17 protein-coding genes and 1 tRNA gene are annotated in these 17,910 nt (G+C 73.7%); 11 read left to right on the top strand and 7 right to left on the bottom strand.

Features of this window, described 5'->3' with window-relative positions:
- The 4 genes from CLV52_RS17785 (at position 1) to CLV52_RS17770 (ending at position 4,260) form a co-directional block, all read left to right on the top strand.
- Positions 1-372, top strand: coding sequence for a VOC family protein (locus CLV52_RS17785; protein ID WP_133767732.1), 372 nt, complete (start codon positions 1-3; stop codon positions 370-372).
- 140 nt (positions 373-512) lie between these two features.
- Positions 513-2,657 carry a DNA polymerase III subunit gamma and tau gene (locus CLV52_RS17780; protein ID WP_133767731.1) on the top strand — a complete coding sequence of 715 codons (2,145 nt, stop codon included), beginning with the start codon at positions 513-515 and terminating at the stop codon, positions 2,655-2,657.
- A gap of 4 nt (positions 2,658-2,661) precedes the next feature.
- Positions 2,662-3,261 (top strand): recombination mediator RecR, encoded by a 600-nt coding sequence (gene recR, locus CLV52_RS17775; RefSeq protein WP_133767730.1) that lies wholly within the window; start codon positions 2,662-2,664, stop codon positions 3,259-3,261.
- 168 nt (positions 3,262-3,429) lie between these two features.
- Positions 3,430-4,260 (top strand): alpha/beta fold hydrolase, encoded by an 831-nt coding sequence (locus CLV52_RS17770; RefSeq protein WP_133767729.1) that lies wholly within the window; start codon positions 3,430-3,432, stop codon positions 4,258-4,260.
- Here the strand turns inward: CLV52_RS17770 and CLV52_RS17765 are convergent, their stop codons facing one another.
- Positions 4,261-5,334, bottom strand: coding sequence for a glycosyltransferase family 2 protein (locus CLV52_RS17765; RefSeq protein WP_133767728.1), 1,074 nt, complete (start codon positions 5,332-5,334; stop codon positions 4,261-4,263).
- Positions 5,335-5,424: 90 nt separating this feature from the next.
- Here CLV52_RS17765 and CLV52_RS17760 point away from each other — a divergent pair, with 90 nt between their 5' ends.
- The 7 genes from CLV52_RS17760 (at position 5,425) to CLV52_RS17730 (ending at position 13,449) form a co-directional block, all read left to right on the top strand.
- The gene (locus CLV52_RS17760) at positions 5,425-6,795 is read left to right on the top strand and encodes a polysialyltransferase family glycosyltransferase (protein WP_133767727.1); all 1,371 of its coding nucleotides are present in this window, start codon (positions 5,425-5,427) and stop codon (positions 6,793-6,795) included.
- 70 nt (positions 6,796-6,865) lie between these two features.
- On the top strand, positions 6,866-8,149 hold the full coding sequence (locus tag CLV52_RS17755) for an aspartate kinase (protein ID WP_133767726.1): 1,284 nt from the start codon (positions 6,866-6,868) through the stop codon (positions 8,147-8,149).
- Positions 8,146-9,198, top strand: a complete 1,053-nt coding sequence (locus CLV52_RS17750) for an aspartate-semialdehyde dehydrogenase (protein WP_133767725.1) — start codon at positions 8,146-8,148, stop codon at positions 9,196-9,198. Before CLV52_RS17755 ends, CLV52_RS17750 begins: the two co-directional genes overlap by 4 nt.
- 139 nt (positions 9,199-9,337) lie before the next feature.
- Complete coding sequence (locus tag CLV52_RS17745) at positions 9,338-10,816, top strand: malate:quinone oxidoreductase (protein WP_133767724.1); 1,479 nt, start codon at positions 9,338-9,340, stop codon at positions 10,814-10,816.
- 104 nt (positions 10,817-10,920) lie between these two features.
- Complete coding sequence (locus CLV52_RS17740) at positions 10,921-11,967, top strand: Rv2578c family radical SAM protein (RefSeq protein WP_133767723.1); 1,047 nt, start codon at positions 10,921-10,923, stop codon at positions 11,965-11,967.
- A 95-nt stretch (positions 11,968-12,062) separates the two neighbouring features.
- Entirely contained in the window at positions 12,063-12,785 is a 723-nt protein-coding gene (locus tag CLV52_RS17735) for a DNA-binding response regulator (RefSeq protein ID WP_133767722.1), read from the top strand.
- Positions 12,786-12,789: 4 nt separating this feature from the next.
- Positions 12,790-13,449, top strand: a complete 660-nt coding sequence (locus CLV52_RS17730) for a thymidine kinase (protein WP_133767721.1) — start codon at positions 12,790-12,792, stop codon at positions 13,447-13,449.
- Positions 13,450-13,709: 260 nt separating this feature from the next.
- On the opposite strand, the gene CLV52_RS17725 is transcribed toward CLV52_RS17730, so the two are convergent.
- From CLV52_RS17725 to CLV52_RS17700, 6 genes are all read right to left on the bottom strand, one after another.
- The gene (locus CLV52_RS17725; RefSeq protein WP_246018206.1) at positions 13,710-14,327 is read right to left on the bottom strand and encodes a YdeI/OmpD-associated family protein; all 618 of its coding nucleotides are present in this window, start codon (positions 14,325-14,327) and stop codon (positions 13,710-13,712) included.
- Positions 14,328-14,403: 76 nt separating this feature from the next.
- Positions 14,404-15,588 carry an aminotransferase class I/II-fold pyridoxal phosphate-dependent enzyme gene (locus CLV52_RS17720; RefSeq protein WP_133767720.1) on the bottom strand — a complete coding sequence of 395 codons (1,185 nt, stop codon included), beginning with the start codon at positions 15,586-15,588 and terminating at the stop codon, positions 14,404-14,406.
- A gap of 77 nt (positions 15,589-15,665) precedes the next feature.
- Entirely contained in the window at positions 15,666-16,145 is a 480-nt protein-coding gene (locus CLV52_RS17715) for a tetratricopeptide repeat protein (RefSeq protein ID WP_133767719.1), read from the bottom strand.
- 27 nt (positions 16,146-16,172) lie between these two features.
- Positions 16,173-16,829, bottom strand: a complete 657-nt coding sequence (locus CLV52_RS17710) for a hypothetical protein (protein ID WP_133767718.1) — start codon at positions 16,827-16,829, stop codon at positions 16,173-16,175.
- A 48-nt stretch (positions 16,830-16,877) separates the two neighbouring features.
- The gene (locus CLV52_RS17705; RefSeq protein ID WP_133767717.1) at positions 16,878-17,732 is read right to left on the bottom strand and encodes a phosphotransferase family protein; all 855 of its coding nucleotides are present in this window, start codon (positions 17,730-17,732) and stop codon (positions 16,878-16,880) included.
- 91 nt (positions 17,733-17,823) lie between these two features.
- Positions 17,824-17,900 (bottom strand) — tRNA-Pro (locus CLV52_RS17700).
- Between the last annotated feature and the right edge of the window lie 10 nt (positions 17,901-17,910).

Here is a 17,910-nt window from a genome sequence, read left to right as displayed (position 1 = left end):
ATGAGCGCTCGGGAGATGGCCGTCCTCAGCGTCGCGCAGCCGGTCGAGGACCAGGACCGCGCGATCGAGTTCTACCGGGACGTGCTCGGGTTCGAGGTCGTCCGCGACGCGGCACTCAGCGGGGGAGCGCGCTGGGTCGAGGTCGCGCCGCCCGGCTCGCCGGTGTCCGTGGCGCTGGTCGACCGGAACGGGCCCGTTCCGCTCGGCGTGCGCGTCGGGGTGCCGCACATCGACCTGCTGCACGAGACGCTGCAGCGCGACGAGATCGACGTCGACGACGCGGTGATCCGGACGCCCTCCGCGCCGGCGATGTTCACGGTCCGCGACCCCGACGGGAACACGGTCGTGCTGGTCGAGGTACCCGGCGACTGACCTGCTCTCGCGTCGCGATTCGAGCCGCGTCCGACGGCGGATGGCGGCAGGAATCGCGACGCGAGGGCGGGCGCGGACGACGTGTCGCGCTGAGGGCGGACACGCCCGCCGCTGTCCGACCCCGCGGTTACCCTCGTGCAGTGGTCACCGCCCTCTACCGCCGCTACCGGCCGGAGACCTTCGCCGAGCTCATCGGGCAGGCCCACGTCACCGACCCGCTGCGCACCGCCCTTCGCACCGACCGCGTCAACCACGCCTACCTCTTCAGCGGCCCGCGCGGCTGCGGCAAGACGACGTCCGCGCGGATCCTCGCGCGCTGCCTGAACTGCGCCGAGGGGCCGACGGACACCCCGTGCGGCACCTGCCCCAGCTGCGTCGAGCTCGGCCGCGGCGGCGGCGGATCGCTCGACGTCGTCGAGATCGACGCGGCAAGCCACAACGGCGTCGACGACGCCCGCGACCTGCGCGAGCGGGCGGTCTTCGCCCCGGCGCGCGACCGCTACAAGATCTTCATCCTCGACGAGGCGCACATGGTGACGCCGCAGGGGTTCAACGCGCTGCTCAAGCTCGTGGAGGAGCCGCCGGAGCACGTGAAGTTCATCTTCGCGACGACCGAGCCCGAGAAGGTCATCGGCACCATCCGCTCGCGGACGCACCACTACCCGTTCCGGCTCGTGCCGCCGGCGCAGCTGCTCGAGTACGTCGGCCACCTCTGCGAGGAGGAGGGCGTCACGACCGAGGCGGGCGTGCTGCCCCTCGTCGTCAAGGCGGGCGGCGGCTCCCCGCGCGACACCCTGTCCCTGCTCGACCAGCTGATCGCGGGCTCCGAGGGCGAGCGCGTCGAGTACGAGCGGGCGACCGCGCTGCTCGGCTACACGAGCGCGTCACTCATCGACGACGTCGTCACGGCCGTCGCGGAGGGGGACGCCGCGGGCGCCTTCGCGAGCATCGACCGCATCGTGCAGACCGGCCAGGACCCGCGTCGGTTCGTGGAGGACCTCCTCGAGCGCATGCGCGACCTCATCGTCGTCGCCGCGACGGGCGACTCCGCGGCCAGCGTCCTGCGGGGGGCGCCTGCCGACCAGATCGCCGCCCTCACCGTGCAGGCGCAGCGCTTCGGGTCCGCCGAGCTGTCCCGCATCGCCGACACGATCAGCGACGCCCTGGACGAGATGGTCGGCGCGACCTCGCCGCGGCTGCACCTCGAGCTCATGGTCGCGCGCATGCTCGTGCCGGCGTCCGACGCGGGCGCGGCCACCCGCATCGAGCGGCTCGAGCGACGCGTCGGCGTCGAGTCCGTCCAGACCGCCGCGGCTCCGGCCGCGCAGCCCGAGCGCCCGGTCGCTCCGGCGCCCGCGTCCGCGCCCGCCGTCCCCGCGCCCGTCGCCGCCGCGGCTCCCGTCGTCGCACCGCCCGCGGTCGCGCCGCCGACCTTCGACGTGCCGCCGCCGACCGCCGCGCCGGCGGTGCCCGCGCCGCGACCGGCGGCGGCGTCCGTCCAGCCGGCGGCGGCCGCGAAGCCCGCTGCGGCGCCGCCCCGTGTGCCGGGCAGCGAGCTGACCATCCAGCACGTCCGCGACGCGTGGCCGGAGATCCTCGAGACGGTCCAGCGGGCGAAGCGCAGCGCGTGGGCCGTCGTCTACACGTCCTACCCGCTGGCGCTGAAGGACGACGTGCTCACGCTGGCGTTCGTCAGCCGCAGCGACGTCGACGGCTTCAAGGGGACGGCCAAGGCCGGCGGCGGCGTCAGCGAGGTGCTGCGCACGGCGATCGTCGACGTCCTTGGCGTCCGCGTGAAGTTTCTGCCGCGCGTCGACGGCGGCGCGGCGCGCACCGAGCCGGCGACCCCCTCCGCGCCGGTCGCGGACGTGCCGCCCGACGACCCCGACGACGTCCCGCCGCCGCCCGACCCCGCCGAGCGCGGAGCGGAGCCCGCCGCCCCGCGGGCCGCCGCCGCACCGGTCTCGGCTCCCTCGGCCGTGCCGCCCGTCACGGCCCCCGTCCGACCTGCTCCCGCTCCCGCGGCGCTCCGCGCGGCGCCGACGGTCGTCGCCGAGCCCCTGCCGCCGAGCGGCTGGGGCACCGTGGCGACGATCCCCGACCCGGAGGAGGATGAGCCGGACCCGGCCGAGCCGGAGCCGGTCGGTCCGCCGCCCGCGGCGAGCCGTCCGGTGCCGCCGATCCGGCCCGACGAGGACCAGCGCTACGGCGAGTCCGTCGTGCGGGAGCTGCTGGGGGCGAGCTTCCTCGAGGAGACCGTCATCGTCCCGACCGAGGTGAGGTGATCCCGTGTACGAAGGCATCGTCCAGGAGCTGATCGACGAGCTCGGCCGTCTGCCGGGCATCGGCCCGAAGTCGGCGCAGCGCATCGCGTTCCACATCGTGCAGACGCGCGGGTTCGACGTGACGCGGCTCGGCGAGGTGCTGCTCGAGGTGCGGGACAAGGTCCGCTTCTGCTCGCTCTGCGGGAACGTCGCCGATCAGGACCGCTGCGGCATCTGCCGCGATGCGCGCCGCAACCGTGCGACGATCTGCGTCGTCGAGGAGCCGAAGGACGTCGCGGCGATCGAGCGCACCCGCGAGTACCGCGGGCTGTACCACGTGCTCGGCGGCGCGCTCAGCCCCATCGACGGCATCGGGCCGGACGACCTCCGGATCCGCGAGCTCGTGCAGCGCCTCGCCGACGGCGAGGTGCAGGAGGTCATCATCGCGACCGACCCGAACATGACCGGCGAGGCGACGGCGACCTACCTGTCCCGCCTGCTGAAGACGATGGACGTGCCGGTGAGCCGGCTCGCCTCCGGCCTCCCCGTCGGCGGCGACCTCGAGTACGCCGACGAGGTCACCCTGGGCCGCGCCTTCGAGGGCCGCCGCCTCGTCGAGCACTGACCCTGAGCGCTTCGGCAGGCTCTGCTCACTCCGGCAGGCTGCGGAGGGTCGTCCGGGCCTGCTGAAGCGGATGCAGCCTGCTGAAGTGCTCCGCCGCGTCGGGGTTCGAGCGCAGTCCGGGTGCGCGCGGCGCCGCAGTGCGCGGAGGACCCGGCGTTAGCATCGGCCATGCTCGTCCCGATCGGCGCAGGCACCTCCATCTCGCTCACCGACACCGGCCGCGGTCCCGCGGTGGTGCTCATCCACGGCTGGCCGGTCACCGCGGTGCACTGGCGTCACGTGGTCCCCGTGCTGTTGCGCGCCGGCTACCGGACCGTGGAGGTCGAGGCCCGCGGTCTCGGCGACGCGTCGAGCGGTCGCGGCGACCACGCCAAGGCCACGCTCGCCCGGGAGGTGCTCGCCGCGCTCGACGCGATCGGCGTGCGGCGCTTCGCCGTCGTCGGCCACGACGTCGGCGCGACGGTCGCCCTGCTGATGGCGGCCGACCAGCCCGGCCGCGTCGCCGCGCTCGCGGTCGAGGAGGAGGTCTCTCCCGGCATCGAGGTGGAGTCCGAGGAGGCCGACTCCTATCCGTCGTGGCACCTGCCGTTGTTCACCGCGCCGGAGGGCGTCGCGGAGCGGCTGCTCGCCGGGCGCCTGGACGCGACCGTGGACGCCTACCTCGGCGGCAGCGCGGGGCCGGCGGGCCTCGACTTCGACGCGCATGTCGCCTACATGGGCGCCTACGCCACGGACGCCCGACTCGCGGCGACGCTCGCGCTCTACCGCTCCGCGACCGACGACGCGACGGCCGTGCGCCGTGCGGTCCGCCGACGCCTGCCGATGCCCGGCCTCGCCATCGCGGGCCGGTTCGGCCGCGGCGGGCAGGTCGCGGAGGCGCTCTCGCACGCGGTCGGCCGGGTGCACTCCGTGGTCGTCCGCGACGCCGGGCACTACCCGGCCGAGGAGTCGCCCGACGCGGTGAACGGCGCGCTCATCCCGTTCCTCCGCGCCGCCTGATCAGCGGGCGGCGCCGCCGGCGGCCGCGTCCGGGTCGACGTCCGGCACGACGTCCGCGAGCGCGCGCCGCTTGCCGAGCTGCAGGGTCTCCGGGTTCGGCACGACCAGACCGAGCGACCGCAGCTCCTCCACGTCCGAGCCGGCCATCTGGATGAGCGTGCGGTGCAGGAGGTGCGACGGCACCCGGGCCAGGACCGATGCGGTGCGCCGCCGCTGCTCCTGCCGCGCGGCCGGCGTCAACCGGGCACCCCGACGGTGCTGGGACAGGATGATCGCGAGGTAGCCCCGCCACAGCTTCGGGAGGAAGCGGTCGGCGTCCCGGTCGGCGGAGACCGCGGCCAGCGAGCGCTCGAGCGAGTCGAAGTAGTGGAGCTGCCGCGCGTCGCCGATCTGCGTGAGGGAGGTGGCGACGCCGCGCCGGTACCGGTAGCCGTTGAGGTCCTCGAACGACATCCGGCCGTCCGCCAGCAGCACCCGCCACCACCAGTCGCGGTCCTCGGCGGTGAGCAGCTCCTCGGCGAAGCGCAGTCTGCGGTCCAGCAGGAACCCGCGGCGGTAGAAGCCGCCCCACGCGGTCGGGAACTCGACGACGGAGGCCCGATGTACCGGCAGGACGTGGTCCCGAGGGTCGACGGGCGCACCGCGGACGCCGACGGGGTTCCGCACCACCTGCCGTCGGGTGCCGGTGACCCGCGTGTGGTCGACGCGCATGACGTCGACGTTCCGGCGCTCGAACAGGTCGACGGCCTCGTCGAGGTAGCCGGGCGCGATCCAGTCGTCGCCGTCGAGGAAGGTGACGACGGGCGCCGTCGCCTCGTCGAGCCCGCGGTTGCGGCCCGCCGACAGCCCGGTCGTGGCGTCGAGGTGCAGCAGGCGGGCGTTCGGGAACGAGTCGAGCGCCGCGGCCGCGATCTCCGGCGTCGCGTCCCGCGAGTGGTCGTCGACGAAGAGCAGCTCGACGGCCCTGCCCTCCGTCCGGCGGAGCGTCGCGATGAGGGTCGGCAGGTACGGGGCCACGTCGCGCAGCGGGATGACGACGGACAGGCGAGGAGCCGGGATCACGCGGTGGAGCACCTTCCGAGGCGGGCGGAGGTGGCCACCGTGTCACCCGCTGGTTGCCGAACGGTGGACCGCCGGTAACCGGCGGGGGTTACCGTCCGGCGCGTGCGTCACGTCTTCGAGGTCTCCACCGGGTTCGGGCTCTGCGGGGTCGCCGCGATCATCGACCGGTTCGACGTCGGCGAGCCCGAGGACCGCGTGCTCCTCGTCATGAACACGGTGCAGGCGTTCGAGGCGGTGCCCGCCGTGCACGAGCTGCCGGAGTACGCGCCGCTGCTCGCGCTCTTCGGTCGCGTCGTCCACCTCAACGACCTCATCGCGCCGGAGCACCCCCACGGGTGGTCGCCCGTCCCGAACACGCACGCCGCCCGGCTCGCGTCCGAGCAGCTGCATGCCGCGTGCGGCATCGAGGAGGACGAGGAGCATCGGCTGTGGGTCGAGTCGATCCACGGCACCGCCTCCGCCTCCCTCGTCCGTCTGTTCGAGCACGCGCGCATCGCGGTCTACGCGGACGGGCTCATGACCTACGGCCCGACGCGGATCGGGATCCCCGCCCTCGTCGGCGACCGCATCGATGAGGTCGTGCACCTCGACCTCGTGCCCGGCACGACGCCGTGGGTCCTGCGCGAGTTCGAGCCCGAGTACCGCTCGTTCCCGCTCGACGGCTTCCTCCGCGTGCTCGAGGCCGTCGGCCGGGTGGACCCGCCTCCCGTCGACGGGCCGGTCGCCGTCGTGGTCGGCCAGTACCTCGCCGACCTCGAGCTGCTCACGCAGGAGGAGGACGCGGCGCTGCTGCGACGGATGATCGAGGTCGCGACCCGGGAGCTGCCGGGCCGCCCCGTGCTCGTCCGCGCCCACCCGAAGGCGGCGGCGCACGCGACCGCGGCGGTGGTCGCCGTCTTCGTCGCCGAGGGGCACGACGTGCGGCTGCTGCCCACGGGCGGCCTCGTCGAGACGCTCTTCACCGCGGTGGACGTCGGCCTCGTCGTCAGCTGCTTCTCGACCGCGCTCTTCACCGCGCGGGCGATGGGGCTCCGCACGGTGGCGGTCGGTGCGGCGGCGGTGCTGCGGAACCTCCGGCCGTACCAGAACAGCAACCGCATGGCGATCGTGCTCGCGGACCTCCTCAACGACGCCGTCCCGCTCGACGGCGGCGTGCTCCGGCCCGCGGAGACGGACCCGGCGCTCGTCGAGCTCGTGACGGCGATGACGGCCCTCAGCATGCAGCCGGGCGTGCTCGAGCGGTCGATCGGCGTGCACGACGACGCCGTCCGCGCGCTGCCCGCCGAGCGGTTCGCGGTGATCCGGCGGTACGTCACCGAGGAGCGGCTGCGGCGGCTGGTCGCGGACCTGCCCGCGCCGCGGCCCTCCGTTGCGGGCCTGGTGCGGCGGCGCGCAGCGCGGGTGCCCGCGATCCGCTCCGTCTACGTCACCGCCCGCCGGGCCAGGGAGGCGTGGGCGATCGCCGTCCGCTGAGCGCGCCCGGCCGCCGGTACCATGGCTCGGCCCCGGAACGGGGATCGGAGGACGACCTGGAAGGCGATCCGTGGCGCTCATCGTGCAGAAGTTCGGCGGCTCGTCCGTCGCGGACGCGGAGAGCATCAAGCGGGTCGCCAAGCGTATCGTCGAGACGCGGAGGGCCGGCAACGAGGTCGTCGTCGCGGTCAGCGCGATGGGCGACACCACCGACGAGCTGCTCGACCTCGCGCACGAGGTGACGCTGCTGCCCGCGCCGCGCGAGCTCGACATGCTGCTCACCGCGGGGGAGCGCATCTCGATGGCGCTGCTCGCGATGGCGATCAAGAGCATGGGCTACGACGCCCGCTCCTTCACCGGCAGCCAGGCGGGCATGATCACGGACGCGCAGCACGGCGCCGCGCGCATCGTCGACGTGACGCCCGGCCGCGTCCGCGGCGCCCTCGATGACGGTGCGATCGCGATCGTCGCCGGCTTCCAGGGCTTCAACCGCGGCACCGGCGACATCACGACGCTCGGTCGGGGCGGCTCGGACACGACCGCAGTGGCGCTCGCCGCCGCGCTCGACGCCGACATCTGCGAGATCTACACCGACGTCGACGGCATCTTCACCGCCGACCCTCGGATCGTGCCGAAGGCCCGCCAGGTGCCGCGCATCACGAGCGAGGAGATGCTCGAGCTCGCGGCCTCCGGCGCGAAGGTCCTCCACATCCGCTCGGTCGAGTACGCGCGGCGGCACGGCGTGACCCTGCACGTGCGCTCGTCGTTCAGCAACAAGCAGGGGACCATCGTCTACAACCCGGCGGGGCCGGGCCTCGATGAGAACGGAGCACCCGTGGAAGAGCCGGTCATCGCCGGGGTCGCGACCGACCTGTCGGAGGCGAAGATCACCGTCGTCGGCATCCGCGACGAGCCGGGCAAGGCCGCGGAGCTGTTCACCTCCGTCGCGCGCACCGGCGCGAACATCGACATGATCGTGCAGAACGTCTCCGCTGCGGCGACGGGCCTCACGGACATCTCCTTCACGCTGCCGAAGGCGTCGGCCGAGGCCGTGATCGCCGCGCTGTCGGCCGAGCAGGAGGTCCTCGGGTTCGCGTCTCTCCAGCACGACGACCAGATCGGGAAGATCGCCCTCGTCGGCGCCGGCATGCGGACCAACAGCGGCGTCTCCGCGAAGCTGTTCCGCGCGCTGTCCGACGCGGGCATCAACATCGAGATGATCTCGACGTCGGAGATCCGGATCTCCGTCGTGACCCGCGCCGACTCCGTGAAGGCCGCCACGCTGGCCATCCACTCGGCGTTCGGGCTCGACGCGGACGAGGATGCCGTGGTCTACGGAGGGACGGGACGATGAGTGGTCTGCGGGTGGCCGTGGTCGGCGCGACCGGGCAGGTCGGCGCCGTGATGCGGAAGCTCCTCGAGGAGCGGGACCTCGAGATCGAGTCCGTGCGGTTCTTCGCGTCGGCGCGCTCCGCGGGCACGACGCTGCCGTTCCGCGGCGAGGAGATCGTCGTCGAGGACTCGGCGACCGCGGACCCGTCGGGCATCGACGTCGCGCTCTTCAGCGCCGGTGCGTCCGCCTCCCGCACGCTCGCCCCGCGGTTCGCGGACGCCGGCGCGATCGTGATCGACAACTCGAGCGCGTGGCGGATGGACCCCGACGTGCCGCTCGTCGTCAGCGAGGTGAACCCCGAGGCGCTCGCCGAGGCGCGCAAGGGCATCGTCGCGAACCCGAACTGCACGACGATGGCCGCGATGCCGGTGCTGAAGGTCCTGCACGACGACGCGACCCTGACCCGCCTGACGGTCAGCACCTACCAGGCGGTCTCCGGCAGCGGGCTCGCCGGCGTGGCGGAGCTCGCGGGCCAGGTCGAGCGGGCGGTCGCGGGCGGCGACATCACGACGCTCACGCACGACGGGTCTTCCGTCGACCTCGGCGAGCCGAGCAAGTACGTGCGCCCGATCGCGTTCGACGTGGTGCCCTTCGCGGGCAACCTCGTCGACGACGGCCGCGAGGAGACGGACGAGGAGCAGAAGCTCCGCAACGAGAGCCGGAAGATCCTGTCGATCCCGGACCTGCTCGTCTCCGGCACCTGCGTGCGCGTCCCGGTCTTCACGGGCCACTCGCTGTCGATCAACGCGGAGTTCGCGGAGGAGATCTCCCCGGACCGGGCCCGCGAGCTGCTCGCGGACGCCCCCGGCGTCGTGCTCACGGACGTGCCGACGCCCCTCGAGGCGGCGGGCAAGGACCCGAGCTTCGTCGGCCGCATCCGCCGGGACGAGGGCGCGCCGGCCGGCCGCGGCCTCGCGCTCTTCGTCAGCAACGACAACCTCCGCAAGGGCGCCGCCCTCAACGCGGTGCAGATCGCGGAGCTCGTCGCCGCGAACCTCGCGACCCGCTGATTCCGTTTCGAAGGAGGTTCTGCGGCTTCGCGGCAGACCCTCCTTCAGAACGGAGCGCTCGTGAAGATCGACGGATCTTCGTCGCGCCCGCAGGGGCCTCTGACCGGGCGCTCGACGGGGCGCGGATAGGCTGAAAACCATGGCGCAGGACGAGACGATCGACGTCGTGCTGATCGGCGGCGGCATCATGAGCGCCACCCTCGGGACGCTGCTGCACGCGCTGCAGCCCGACTGGAGCATCCGCATCTACGAGCGCCTCGGCGGCGTCGCGGAGGAGTCGAGCAACCCCTGGAACAACGCCGGCACCGGGCACGCCGCGCTCTGCGAGCTGAACTACACCCCCGAGCGCCCGGACGGCTCGATCGACATCACGAGCGCCGTGAAGGTCAACGAGCAGTTCCAGGTCTCGCGCGAGTTCTGGGCGTCGCTCGCGGAGCACGCGAAGCTGCCGAAGGACGCGCTCTTCATCAACTCGACGCCGCACATGACGTTCGTCCGCGGCAAGGAGCACGTCGACTACCTCCGCCGCCGCTGGGAGGCCCTGACGGACCACCCGCTGTTCGCGGACATGGAGTACTCGGAGGACCCGAAGGTCATCCACGACTGGGCCCCGCTGCTCATGGTGGGCCGCGACCGGCTCGAGCCCGTCGCCGCGACCCGCGCCGAGGCCGGGACCGACGTCGACTTCGGCGCGCTGACCCGGGCGCTGATGGACGGGCTCGTCGACGAGGGCGCCGACCTCCGCCTGAACACGGAGGTCACCGGGCTGAAGCGCCTGAAGAACGGGCTGTGGCGCATCCGGTCGCAGCACTCCGTCGGGCTCGACAAGCACGAGGTGAGCGCCCGGTACGTCTTCGTCGGCGCGGGCGGCTGGGCGCTGAAGCTGCTGCAGAAGGCCGGCATCCCGGAGGCGAAGGGCTACGGCCTCTTCCCGATCAGCGGACAGTGGTTGCGTTCGGACGACCCCGCGATCGTCGCGAAGCACCGCGCGAAGGTCTACGGCAAGGCCTCCCTCGGCGCCCCGCCGATGAGCGTGCCGCACCTGGACACGCGCATCGTCGACGGCCGCGCGTCCCTGCTGTTCGGGCCGTACGCGGGGCTGTCGCCGCGGTTCCTGAAGAAGGGGAACCTCCTCGATCTGCCGCTCTCCGTGCGGCCGCACAACCTGATCCCAATGCTCGCCGTCGCGAAGGACAACTTCGCGCTGGTGCAGTACCTGGTCCGCGAGCTGACGAAGTCGAAGAAGGCGAAGTTCGCGTCGCTGCAGGAGTTCTACCCCGACGCCGACCCGAAGGACTGGTACCCGCTCGGCGCCGGTCAGCGGGCGCAGGTGATCAAGAAGGACCCGAAGAAGGGCGGCGTGCTGCAGTTCGGCACGGAGGTCGTGAGCGGCGCGGACGGGACCATCGCGGGCCTGCTCGGCGCCTCGCCCGGCGCCTCGACCGCCGCGGCGATCATGCTCGACGTCGTCCGCCGCTCCTTCCCCGACCGGCTCGCCGCGTGGGAGCCGGAGCTGCGCCGGCTCATCCCGACCTACGGCTCGCTGCTCTCCGACGACCCGCGGAACGCGCGCCGCATCCAGGAGTCGACCGCGAGGACGCTCGGCCTCACCGCCTAGGACCGGTTCACGGATACGGAGATCCGCGGCGCGCAGCGTCCCGGATCTCCGTATCCGTGAAGCCCCGAGTTGCGCTTGCTTCGAACGCGTGTTCGAATGAGCCCATGCGATGGGCCGGGCAGCAGGTGGGCGCCGACATCCCCGGCGCGCTGCCGGGGCTGGCGAAGGTGCACGACCTCGTCCGCACCACTCGGCCGCCGGAGTTCGCGGGGATGACCTTCTACGAGGTGCGGGCGAAGTCCGCCCTCAACCGCGTCCCCGGGCACGTGCCGGGCACGCCCTACGGCTGGACGATCAACCCCTACCGAGGCTGCTCCCACGCGTGCGTCTACTGCTTCGCCCGGCCGACCCACCAGTACCTCGAGTTCGACGACCCCGGCGCGTTCGACGCGGAGGTGGTCGTGAAGGTCAACGTGGCGGAGGTCCTGCGGGCGGAGCTCCACCGGCCGTCCTGGCGCGGTGACCCGGTCGCGCTCGGGACGAACACCGACCCCTACCAGCGGGCGGAGGGGCGCTACCGCCTCATGCCCGGGATCCTGGAGGCGCTCGCGGACGCCGGCACCCCGATCTCGCTGCTCACGAAGGGGACGCTCCTCCGGCGGGACCTGCCGCTGCTGGCCCGCATCGCGGAGACCGGCGCGGTCGACCTGGCGATGTCGGTCGCGGTGTTCGACCCGGACCTGCAGGAGCTCGTCGAACCGGGTACCCCGTCGGCGACCGCTCGGCTCGCGACCGTCCGAGCGGCCCGGGAGGCGGGGCTCGAGTGCGGCGTCTTCCTCATGCCGGTGCTGCCGTACCTGACCGATTCGGTCGAGCACCTCGACGCCGCGCTGGCGGCGATCGCCGACGCCGGCGCCTCCTACGTCGTCTGGACGGCGCTGCACCTGAAGCCGGGCGTGCGCCAGTGGTACCTGCAGTGGCTGCACCGGTGGTTCCCGCAGCACGACCTGGCCTACAAGCGGCTCTACGCCGGTGGCGCCCACACGCCGAAGGAGTACCGGCGCGGGCTCGCCGCCCGGATGGAGCCCCTGCTGCGGAAGCACGGGCTGGAGCGCGGCTCCGTCGACGACGCCTCCGGCACCGTGCGCTCGCGGGCCGCCGGGATCGTGCGGGCGACCGCCGCCGTCGACACCCAGCCGACGCTGTTCTGACCCCAGTTCGGGGCGGATGCGCCCGCTGCTGCGGCGGCGTCCTGCATGATCGGGGGACAGGGGCGCGGATCGCGTCCCCCGATGCGAGGAGCCCCATGTCCGCCGAGGACGATCCGCTCGTGCCCACCGTCATCGGCGGCGGCACGCGGACCGCGCGCTCGGTCGCCGCGCCGACCCGCGCCCGCGCGGTGCGCGTCGCCCTCCTCGACGACCACGAGGTGCTCCTCGACAGCATGGCCTCCTGGTTCCGCTCGAACGCCCCCGACTTCGACATCGCGCTCACCGCGACGTCCTGGCTGCAGCTCGTGCACAGCCCCGCCTTCCCGACGGACCTCGTGCTGATCGACGTGCAGCTGCGCGAGCCGGTGTCGATCGAGGCCCGGGTGCGCACCTGCCGGGCCGCCGGTGCGACGGTCATCGTGCTCACGGGCCTCGACACCCCGGACCTGCGCGAGCGGGCGCTGCGCGCCGGCGCGGCGGCGTTCCTCGGCAAGTCGCGTCCGCTCGGCGACGTCCTCGCGGTCGCCCGCGAGGTCATGGGCCTCACCGCGGGTCGCGCCGTGCAGCGCGACTGGCGCCCCCTGCCGCGGGCGGCGGAGCAGGTCGAGCGCCCCCGGCTCAGCCTGGGGGAGGAGGCCGCGCTTCGCCTGTACGCCTCCGGGCGCTCCACGAACGAGGTCGCCGCCGAGATGCACGTGCAGTTCGAGACGGCCAAGACGTACCTCCGGCGCGTGCGGGAGAAGTACGCGCGGGTGAACCGACCGGCGAGCCGGAAGGCCGATCTGATCCAGCGGGCCACCGAGGACGGGTACATCTAGAGGCATGGCGAAGCTCTACTTCCGGTACGGCGCGATGAACAGCGGGAAGAGCACCGCGCTGCTGCAGGCCGCGTACAACTACGAGGAGCGCGGGCAGCAGGTCCTGCTGGCGAAGCCCGGGGTGGACGCGAAGGGCGACCGCGACATCGTGTCCCGGCTCGGCGTGACGCGGCCGGTGCACTTCCTGATCGGCGAGGACGCGGACGTCCTCGAGCTCTTCTTCGCGGAGCGCCGGGCGCTGGTGGAGGCCACCGGGTCGCCCGTCGCCTGCCTCCTGATCGACGAGGCGCAGTTCCTCACGCCGTGGCAGGTGAACGACCTGCTCCGCATCGCGGTGGTGCAGGACGTCCCGGTGCTCGCCTACGGCATCCGGACGGACTTCCGCACCGAGGCGTTCCCCGGCAGCGCCCGCCTCCTCGAGGTCGCGCACAGCCTCGAGGAGCTGAAGACGATCTGCCGCTGCGGGCGGAAGGCGCTGTTCAACGCGCGACGGATCGGCGACCAGTACGTGTTCGACGGCCAGCAGGTCGCCATCGACACCCTGAACGACGTCGGCTACGAGTCGCTCTGCGCCGCGTGCTACCTGGCGGAATCGGGCGGCGTGCTCGACGGCGAGGCGGTCACCGTCTCCGCCCCGCTCGGTCCGGACGTCGACTTCAGCTAGCCCCCCCCGCGCTACCGCCGCCCTCCGAAACGGAGGATGCCGCGGGCCGCGTCCTCCGGGAGGATGGTGGCGCCCGAACCGCGGAGGCGCGATGGGAGACGCCACTCCGAGCCAGACGCTCGGCGAGTTCGTGCGCCGTCTCCGGCTCGCCGGCACCGCCCTCCCGGCCTGACCCGCGATCCGGGCGTGATCTCGCAGGACGGGCGTCGACCGACGCCCGTCCTGCGCGATCACGCCCGTCCTCGCGGGCGACCCTTCGGCTACTGCGGGTGGGGCGCGCCGCCCGACGCCAGGAGGGCGACCAGCTTCGCGAGGCGGTTCGCCCGCACCGCGGGGTTCGGCGCAGTGACCGTGCGGTGGATGACGGCGTACCGGTTCGTGCGGTTCAGCTCCGCGAACCGGGCCGCGGCCGCGGGCGACGCCGCCAGCGCGGCGGCGAGGTCCTCCGGCACCTCGGCGGTCCTCGCGCCGCCGTACGCCCGATCCCAGCGGCCGTCCTCCTTGGCGCGGTCGATCTCCGCCTGCCCGCGCGGCCGCATCCGTCCGTCGGCGACGAGGACCGCGACGAGACCCACGTTGCGGGTCGACCACAGCGACGCCTTCCGCCGGGGCGTGAACCGCTGCGCGAAGACGGCGTCGTCCCACCCGCGCTTCTGCCCGTCGATCCAGCCGCTGCAGAGCGCCTCCTCGAGCGCCTGGTCGTAGACCAGCGTCGTCGGCTCGGTGGTGCCCTTCTTCGCGAGCGCCAGCCAGACCCCCTCGGAGTCGTCCTCGTGCGCGATCAGCCAGTCCCGCCACGCCTCGGCGTGCGGGACGACGACGAGCTCGACGGGCGCGGCCACGTCGTTATTCAGCCAGACCGCGGGAGCCGTGTCCACGCCGCGCGATCGACGCCCCGTCACTCGAGCGACGGAGCGCTCGGTCGGATCAGGGACGGAGCGTCGATCGAGGCGCTCAGGCCGGGGCGCGGCGCGCGTCGAGGAACGCCCCGAGGCGGGCCAGGCCCTCCGAGAGGTCGGCGCGGGAGGCGGCGTAGGAGAGCCGCACGTGCGTCTCACCGGTCTCGACGGCGAAGTCGCGGCCCGGCGTGAGGGAGACGTGCGCGTGCTGGAGGGCCTCCTCGCAGAACCGCCACGCGTCCATGTCGGTGCCGCTCACGTCGATGTAGACGTAGAACGCGCCGTCCGGCTGCACCGGCACGGGCAGGCCGATCGCGGCGAGCCCGTCGAGCACCAGGGCGCGGCGGGCCGCGAGCTCGCGCCGCCGGTCCTCGCAGACCGCGAGCGACTCGGGGGTGAACGCGGCGACCGCGGCGAGCTGCGCGGGCGCCGACGCGCAGAGGAACCAGTTCATCGCGAGCCGCTCGATCACCGGCACGAGGACCTCCGGGAGCACCGCCCAGCCGAGCCGCCACCCCGTCATCCCGAAGTACTTCGAGAAGCTGCCGATCACGATCGCGTCCGGATCGTCGGCCAGCACGGTCCGCGCGGGCGCGCCGTCCGCGCCGGGATCCTGGAGGTCGAGGTAGATCTCGTCGACGATCCGCCAGGCGCCGCGCTCGCGCGCCAGCGCGCAGATCTCGCGGAGCGCGTTCGCCGGCACGGCCGTGCCGGTCGGATTCGAGGGGGAGGCGATCATCACCGTGTTCGTCCGCTCCGTCCACGCCGCCGCGACGGCGCCGGGCGAGAGCTGGTAGCGCGTCTCCGGCGAGGTCGGCACGAGCCGGAGGTCGCCGCCGAAGGCGCGGACCATCTCCCGGTTGCACGGGTAGGACGGATCGGCGATGAGCACGGCGTCGCCCGGGTCGGTCGTCGCCGCGGTGACGAGGAGCAGCGCCGCGGAGGCGCCGGAGGTGATCACGATGCGCCCCGGGTCCACCTCGACGCCGTGCCGATCCCGGTAGAAGCGGGCGAGCGTCCGCCGCAGTTCGGGGAGCCCGAGCGCGGGCGTGTAGGGAAGCGGGCGTCCGTCCATCGCGTCGCGCATCGCCTCCCGCACGGCCGGCGGCGCGCCGAAGTCGGGCTCGCCGATGGAGAGCTTCACGACGTGGTGGCCGGCGGCTTCGAGGTCCGCCGCCCGCTGCCCGAAGGCGAGCGCGTGGAAGGGCTCGGTCTCCCGAGCGCGCTGCGCGATGTGCATGGGTCCTCCCGGCGTCGGCCGCGATGCGGCTCCGCGATCCTGGCACCCGCCGCCGACCGCGCCGCGCAGCGGCGGGATCACGCGCGGGTGAGGTCGTCCGCGTAGGCCCGGACCGCGCGGGTGTAGCGGGGGAGGGTCGGGGCGAGCGCGAGCAGTGCGACCTGCAGCGCCTCGTCCGGGCGCCCAGCGTCCCGCAACGCGAGGGCGAGGAAGGCGCGGGCCGCGTCGCCCGTCCAGGCCGTCAGCCCCGCGGTCTGGAGCAGCGCGACCGCCTCCTCGACGTCCCCGACGTTCCGGAGGGAGCTCGCGAGCTGGATGACCGCCTGGGGCTCGTGCTCCTCGTCGAGGCCGGCGGCGAGCGCCGCGCGGTAGAGCGGGATCGCCTCCTGCTCCTGTCCCAGCGAGTCGTGCACCGACCCCCGCTCGTACAGCGCGCGGGCGTCGCCGTCGGGCCGCTCGCCGACGAGCGCGTGCATCCCGGCCAGCGCCGCATCGGGGTCCCCGTCGTCGAACTCGACCCAGAACCGTGCCACCCGCTCGTCCCAGTCGTCCGTCATCCCGCCATCGTCCCGCCTCCACGCCGATCACAGGTGGCTGCGGCTCCAGTCGACGGGCTGGAACGGCACCCGCGCGCCGACGTCGATCTGGATCGACTCCCGCCGCCGGAGCACGACGTCGGCCGGGTCGCCGCGGACGACGCGACCGTCGACGAGGACGGTGACGCGCCCCTTCGCGCCCGCGACGCGGGAGGCGCTCAGGGGCTGACCCCAGACGGCGAAGAACTGGCCGAGTGTGGACGGGTTCTTCGTCGGCGTCTCGATGTGGATGATCCCGTCGCGCGCGTGGACGTGCAGCCAGTAGTAGCAGTGCGTCGCCCGGGCGAACTCGGCGGACGTCCCGCGCCTCGTGATCGACGGAGCGACCACCCCGACGCCGGCCGGGATCGGCCGCAGCACGCCGTCGACGTAGACGGCGAGGTGCGCGTGGAGGTGCTGGGCCGTCCCCTCACCGGCCGAGCACGCGACCCCGTCCCGCACCCGGCGCGAGGTCCCGGTCGTGTCGGGCGCGAGCGGCACGCCCTCCTGGATCGCGATCCGCTCCGGGCCGAGCGGGCTCGGCGCGGGGAACGGCTCAGGTCGGAGGACGAGCGTGGCGACCGCGACGGCGACCCCGGCCAGCCCGAGGACCGCGACCGCGAGCAGCGGGACGGCCGCGCGGCGCCGACGTCGCTGCTCGCTCACGACCCCATGCTGCGGCCCCGCGGCGAGCACTCCGGTCGCGGAGCGCGATCAGGCCTCGCTCGTACCGAGGAGCGCGGCGGCCTCGCGCCGCCCTTCCGCCTCGAATTCCGCATCGCCGACGGCGAGCGCCCAGACCGCCGTGCCGATCGCGGCGCGGAGTCGCTCCCGCCGCCACCAGGGCGAGTCGCGCGGGTCCGCGCCGTAGCCCTCCAGGAACGCCGCCTCGAGCGCCGGAGCGTGCCGGAAGCTGCGACTCTCGAGACGCACGAGATCGCTCAGCGCGGGCCGCAGCTCCGCGCGCCCGAAGTCGATGACGGCCACCTCGCCCTCATGGAGGAGCCAGTTGCGCGGCTGCCAGTCGCCGTGCGTCGGCACGACCTCGACCGGGTCCGTCGACCACGCCTCGACCTCCGCCCGCGCGGCTCGGACGGTCGCCGCCGACATCCGGTGCGGCTGCTCGAACCGGCTCAGCACCTCGTCGCGGAGGATCCGCGCGTAGTCGTGGTCGATGACGGTCCGCTGCCCGTGCAGCAGTGCGAGCAGTGCGCCCGCCTGCCGGAAGACGTCGGGCTCCAGCTCCTCGGGCGCGCCCTGCACCAGTCGACCGGGCAGGTAGCGGGTGGCGATGATGCGAGCACGCTCGTCGGCGCGGAGGAGCGCCGGGGCTCGGCCGATCGACGTCCAGGGCGTCAGCCATTCGCGATGCGCGCGGACCTCCCTGCCGAGGTGGTGGTCGTGCTCGTCACCGGCCTTGACGATGACCCGACCGCTCCCGGTGTCGACCTCGAGCACGAACGTTCCGACGAGGCCCCAGCTGTGGTCCGCGAGGACGCGGTGCCGCGGGAACCACTCGGCGAGTATCCGGCGCTGCTCCGGCGAGAGCCCCGATCCGCCATCATGCACGGCCCGACGCTAGCCCCGGCGTCGGACCAGGCGAGTGCCGAATCGAGATGGGAGCGACAGGACGCGGCGCTCTTCATGCGGTCGACGGCTGTGGTCGGGATAGCGGGATTCGAACCCACGACCTCCTCGTCCCGAACGAGGCGCGCTACCAAGCTGCGCTATATCCCGGTGCCCGCGC

This window comes from Amnibacterium kyonggiense (genome assembly GCF_004364555.1).
Lineage (GTDB): Bacteria > Actinomycetota > Actinomycetes > Actinomycetales > Microbacteriaceae > Amnibacterium > Amnibacterium kyonggiense.
The sequence above is the reverse complement of the archived record's forward strand: the minus strand, read 5'-3'. Positions and strand labels throughout refer to the sequence as shown.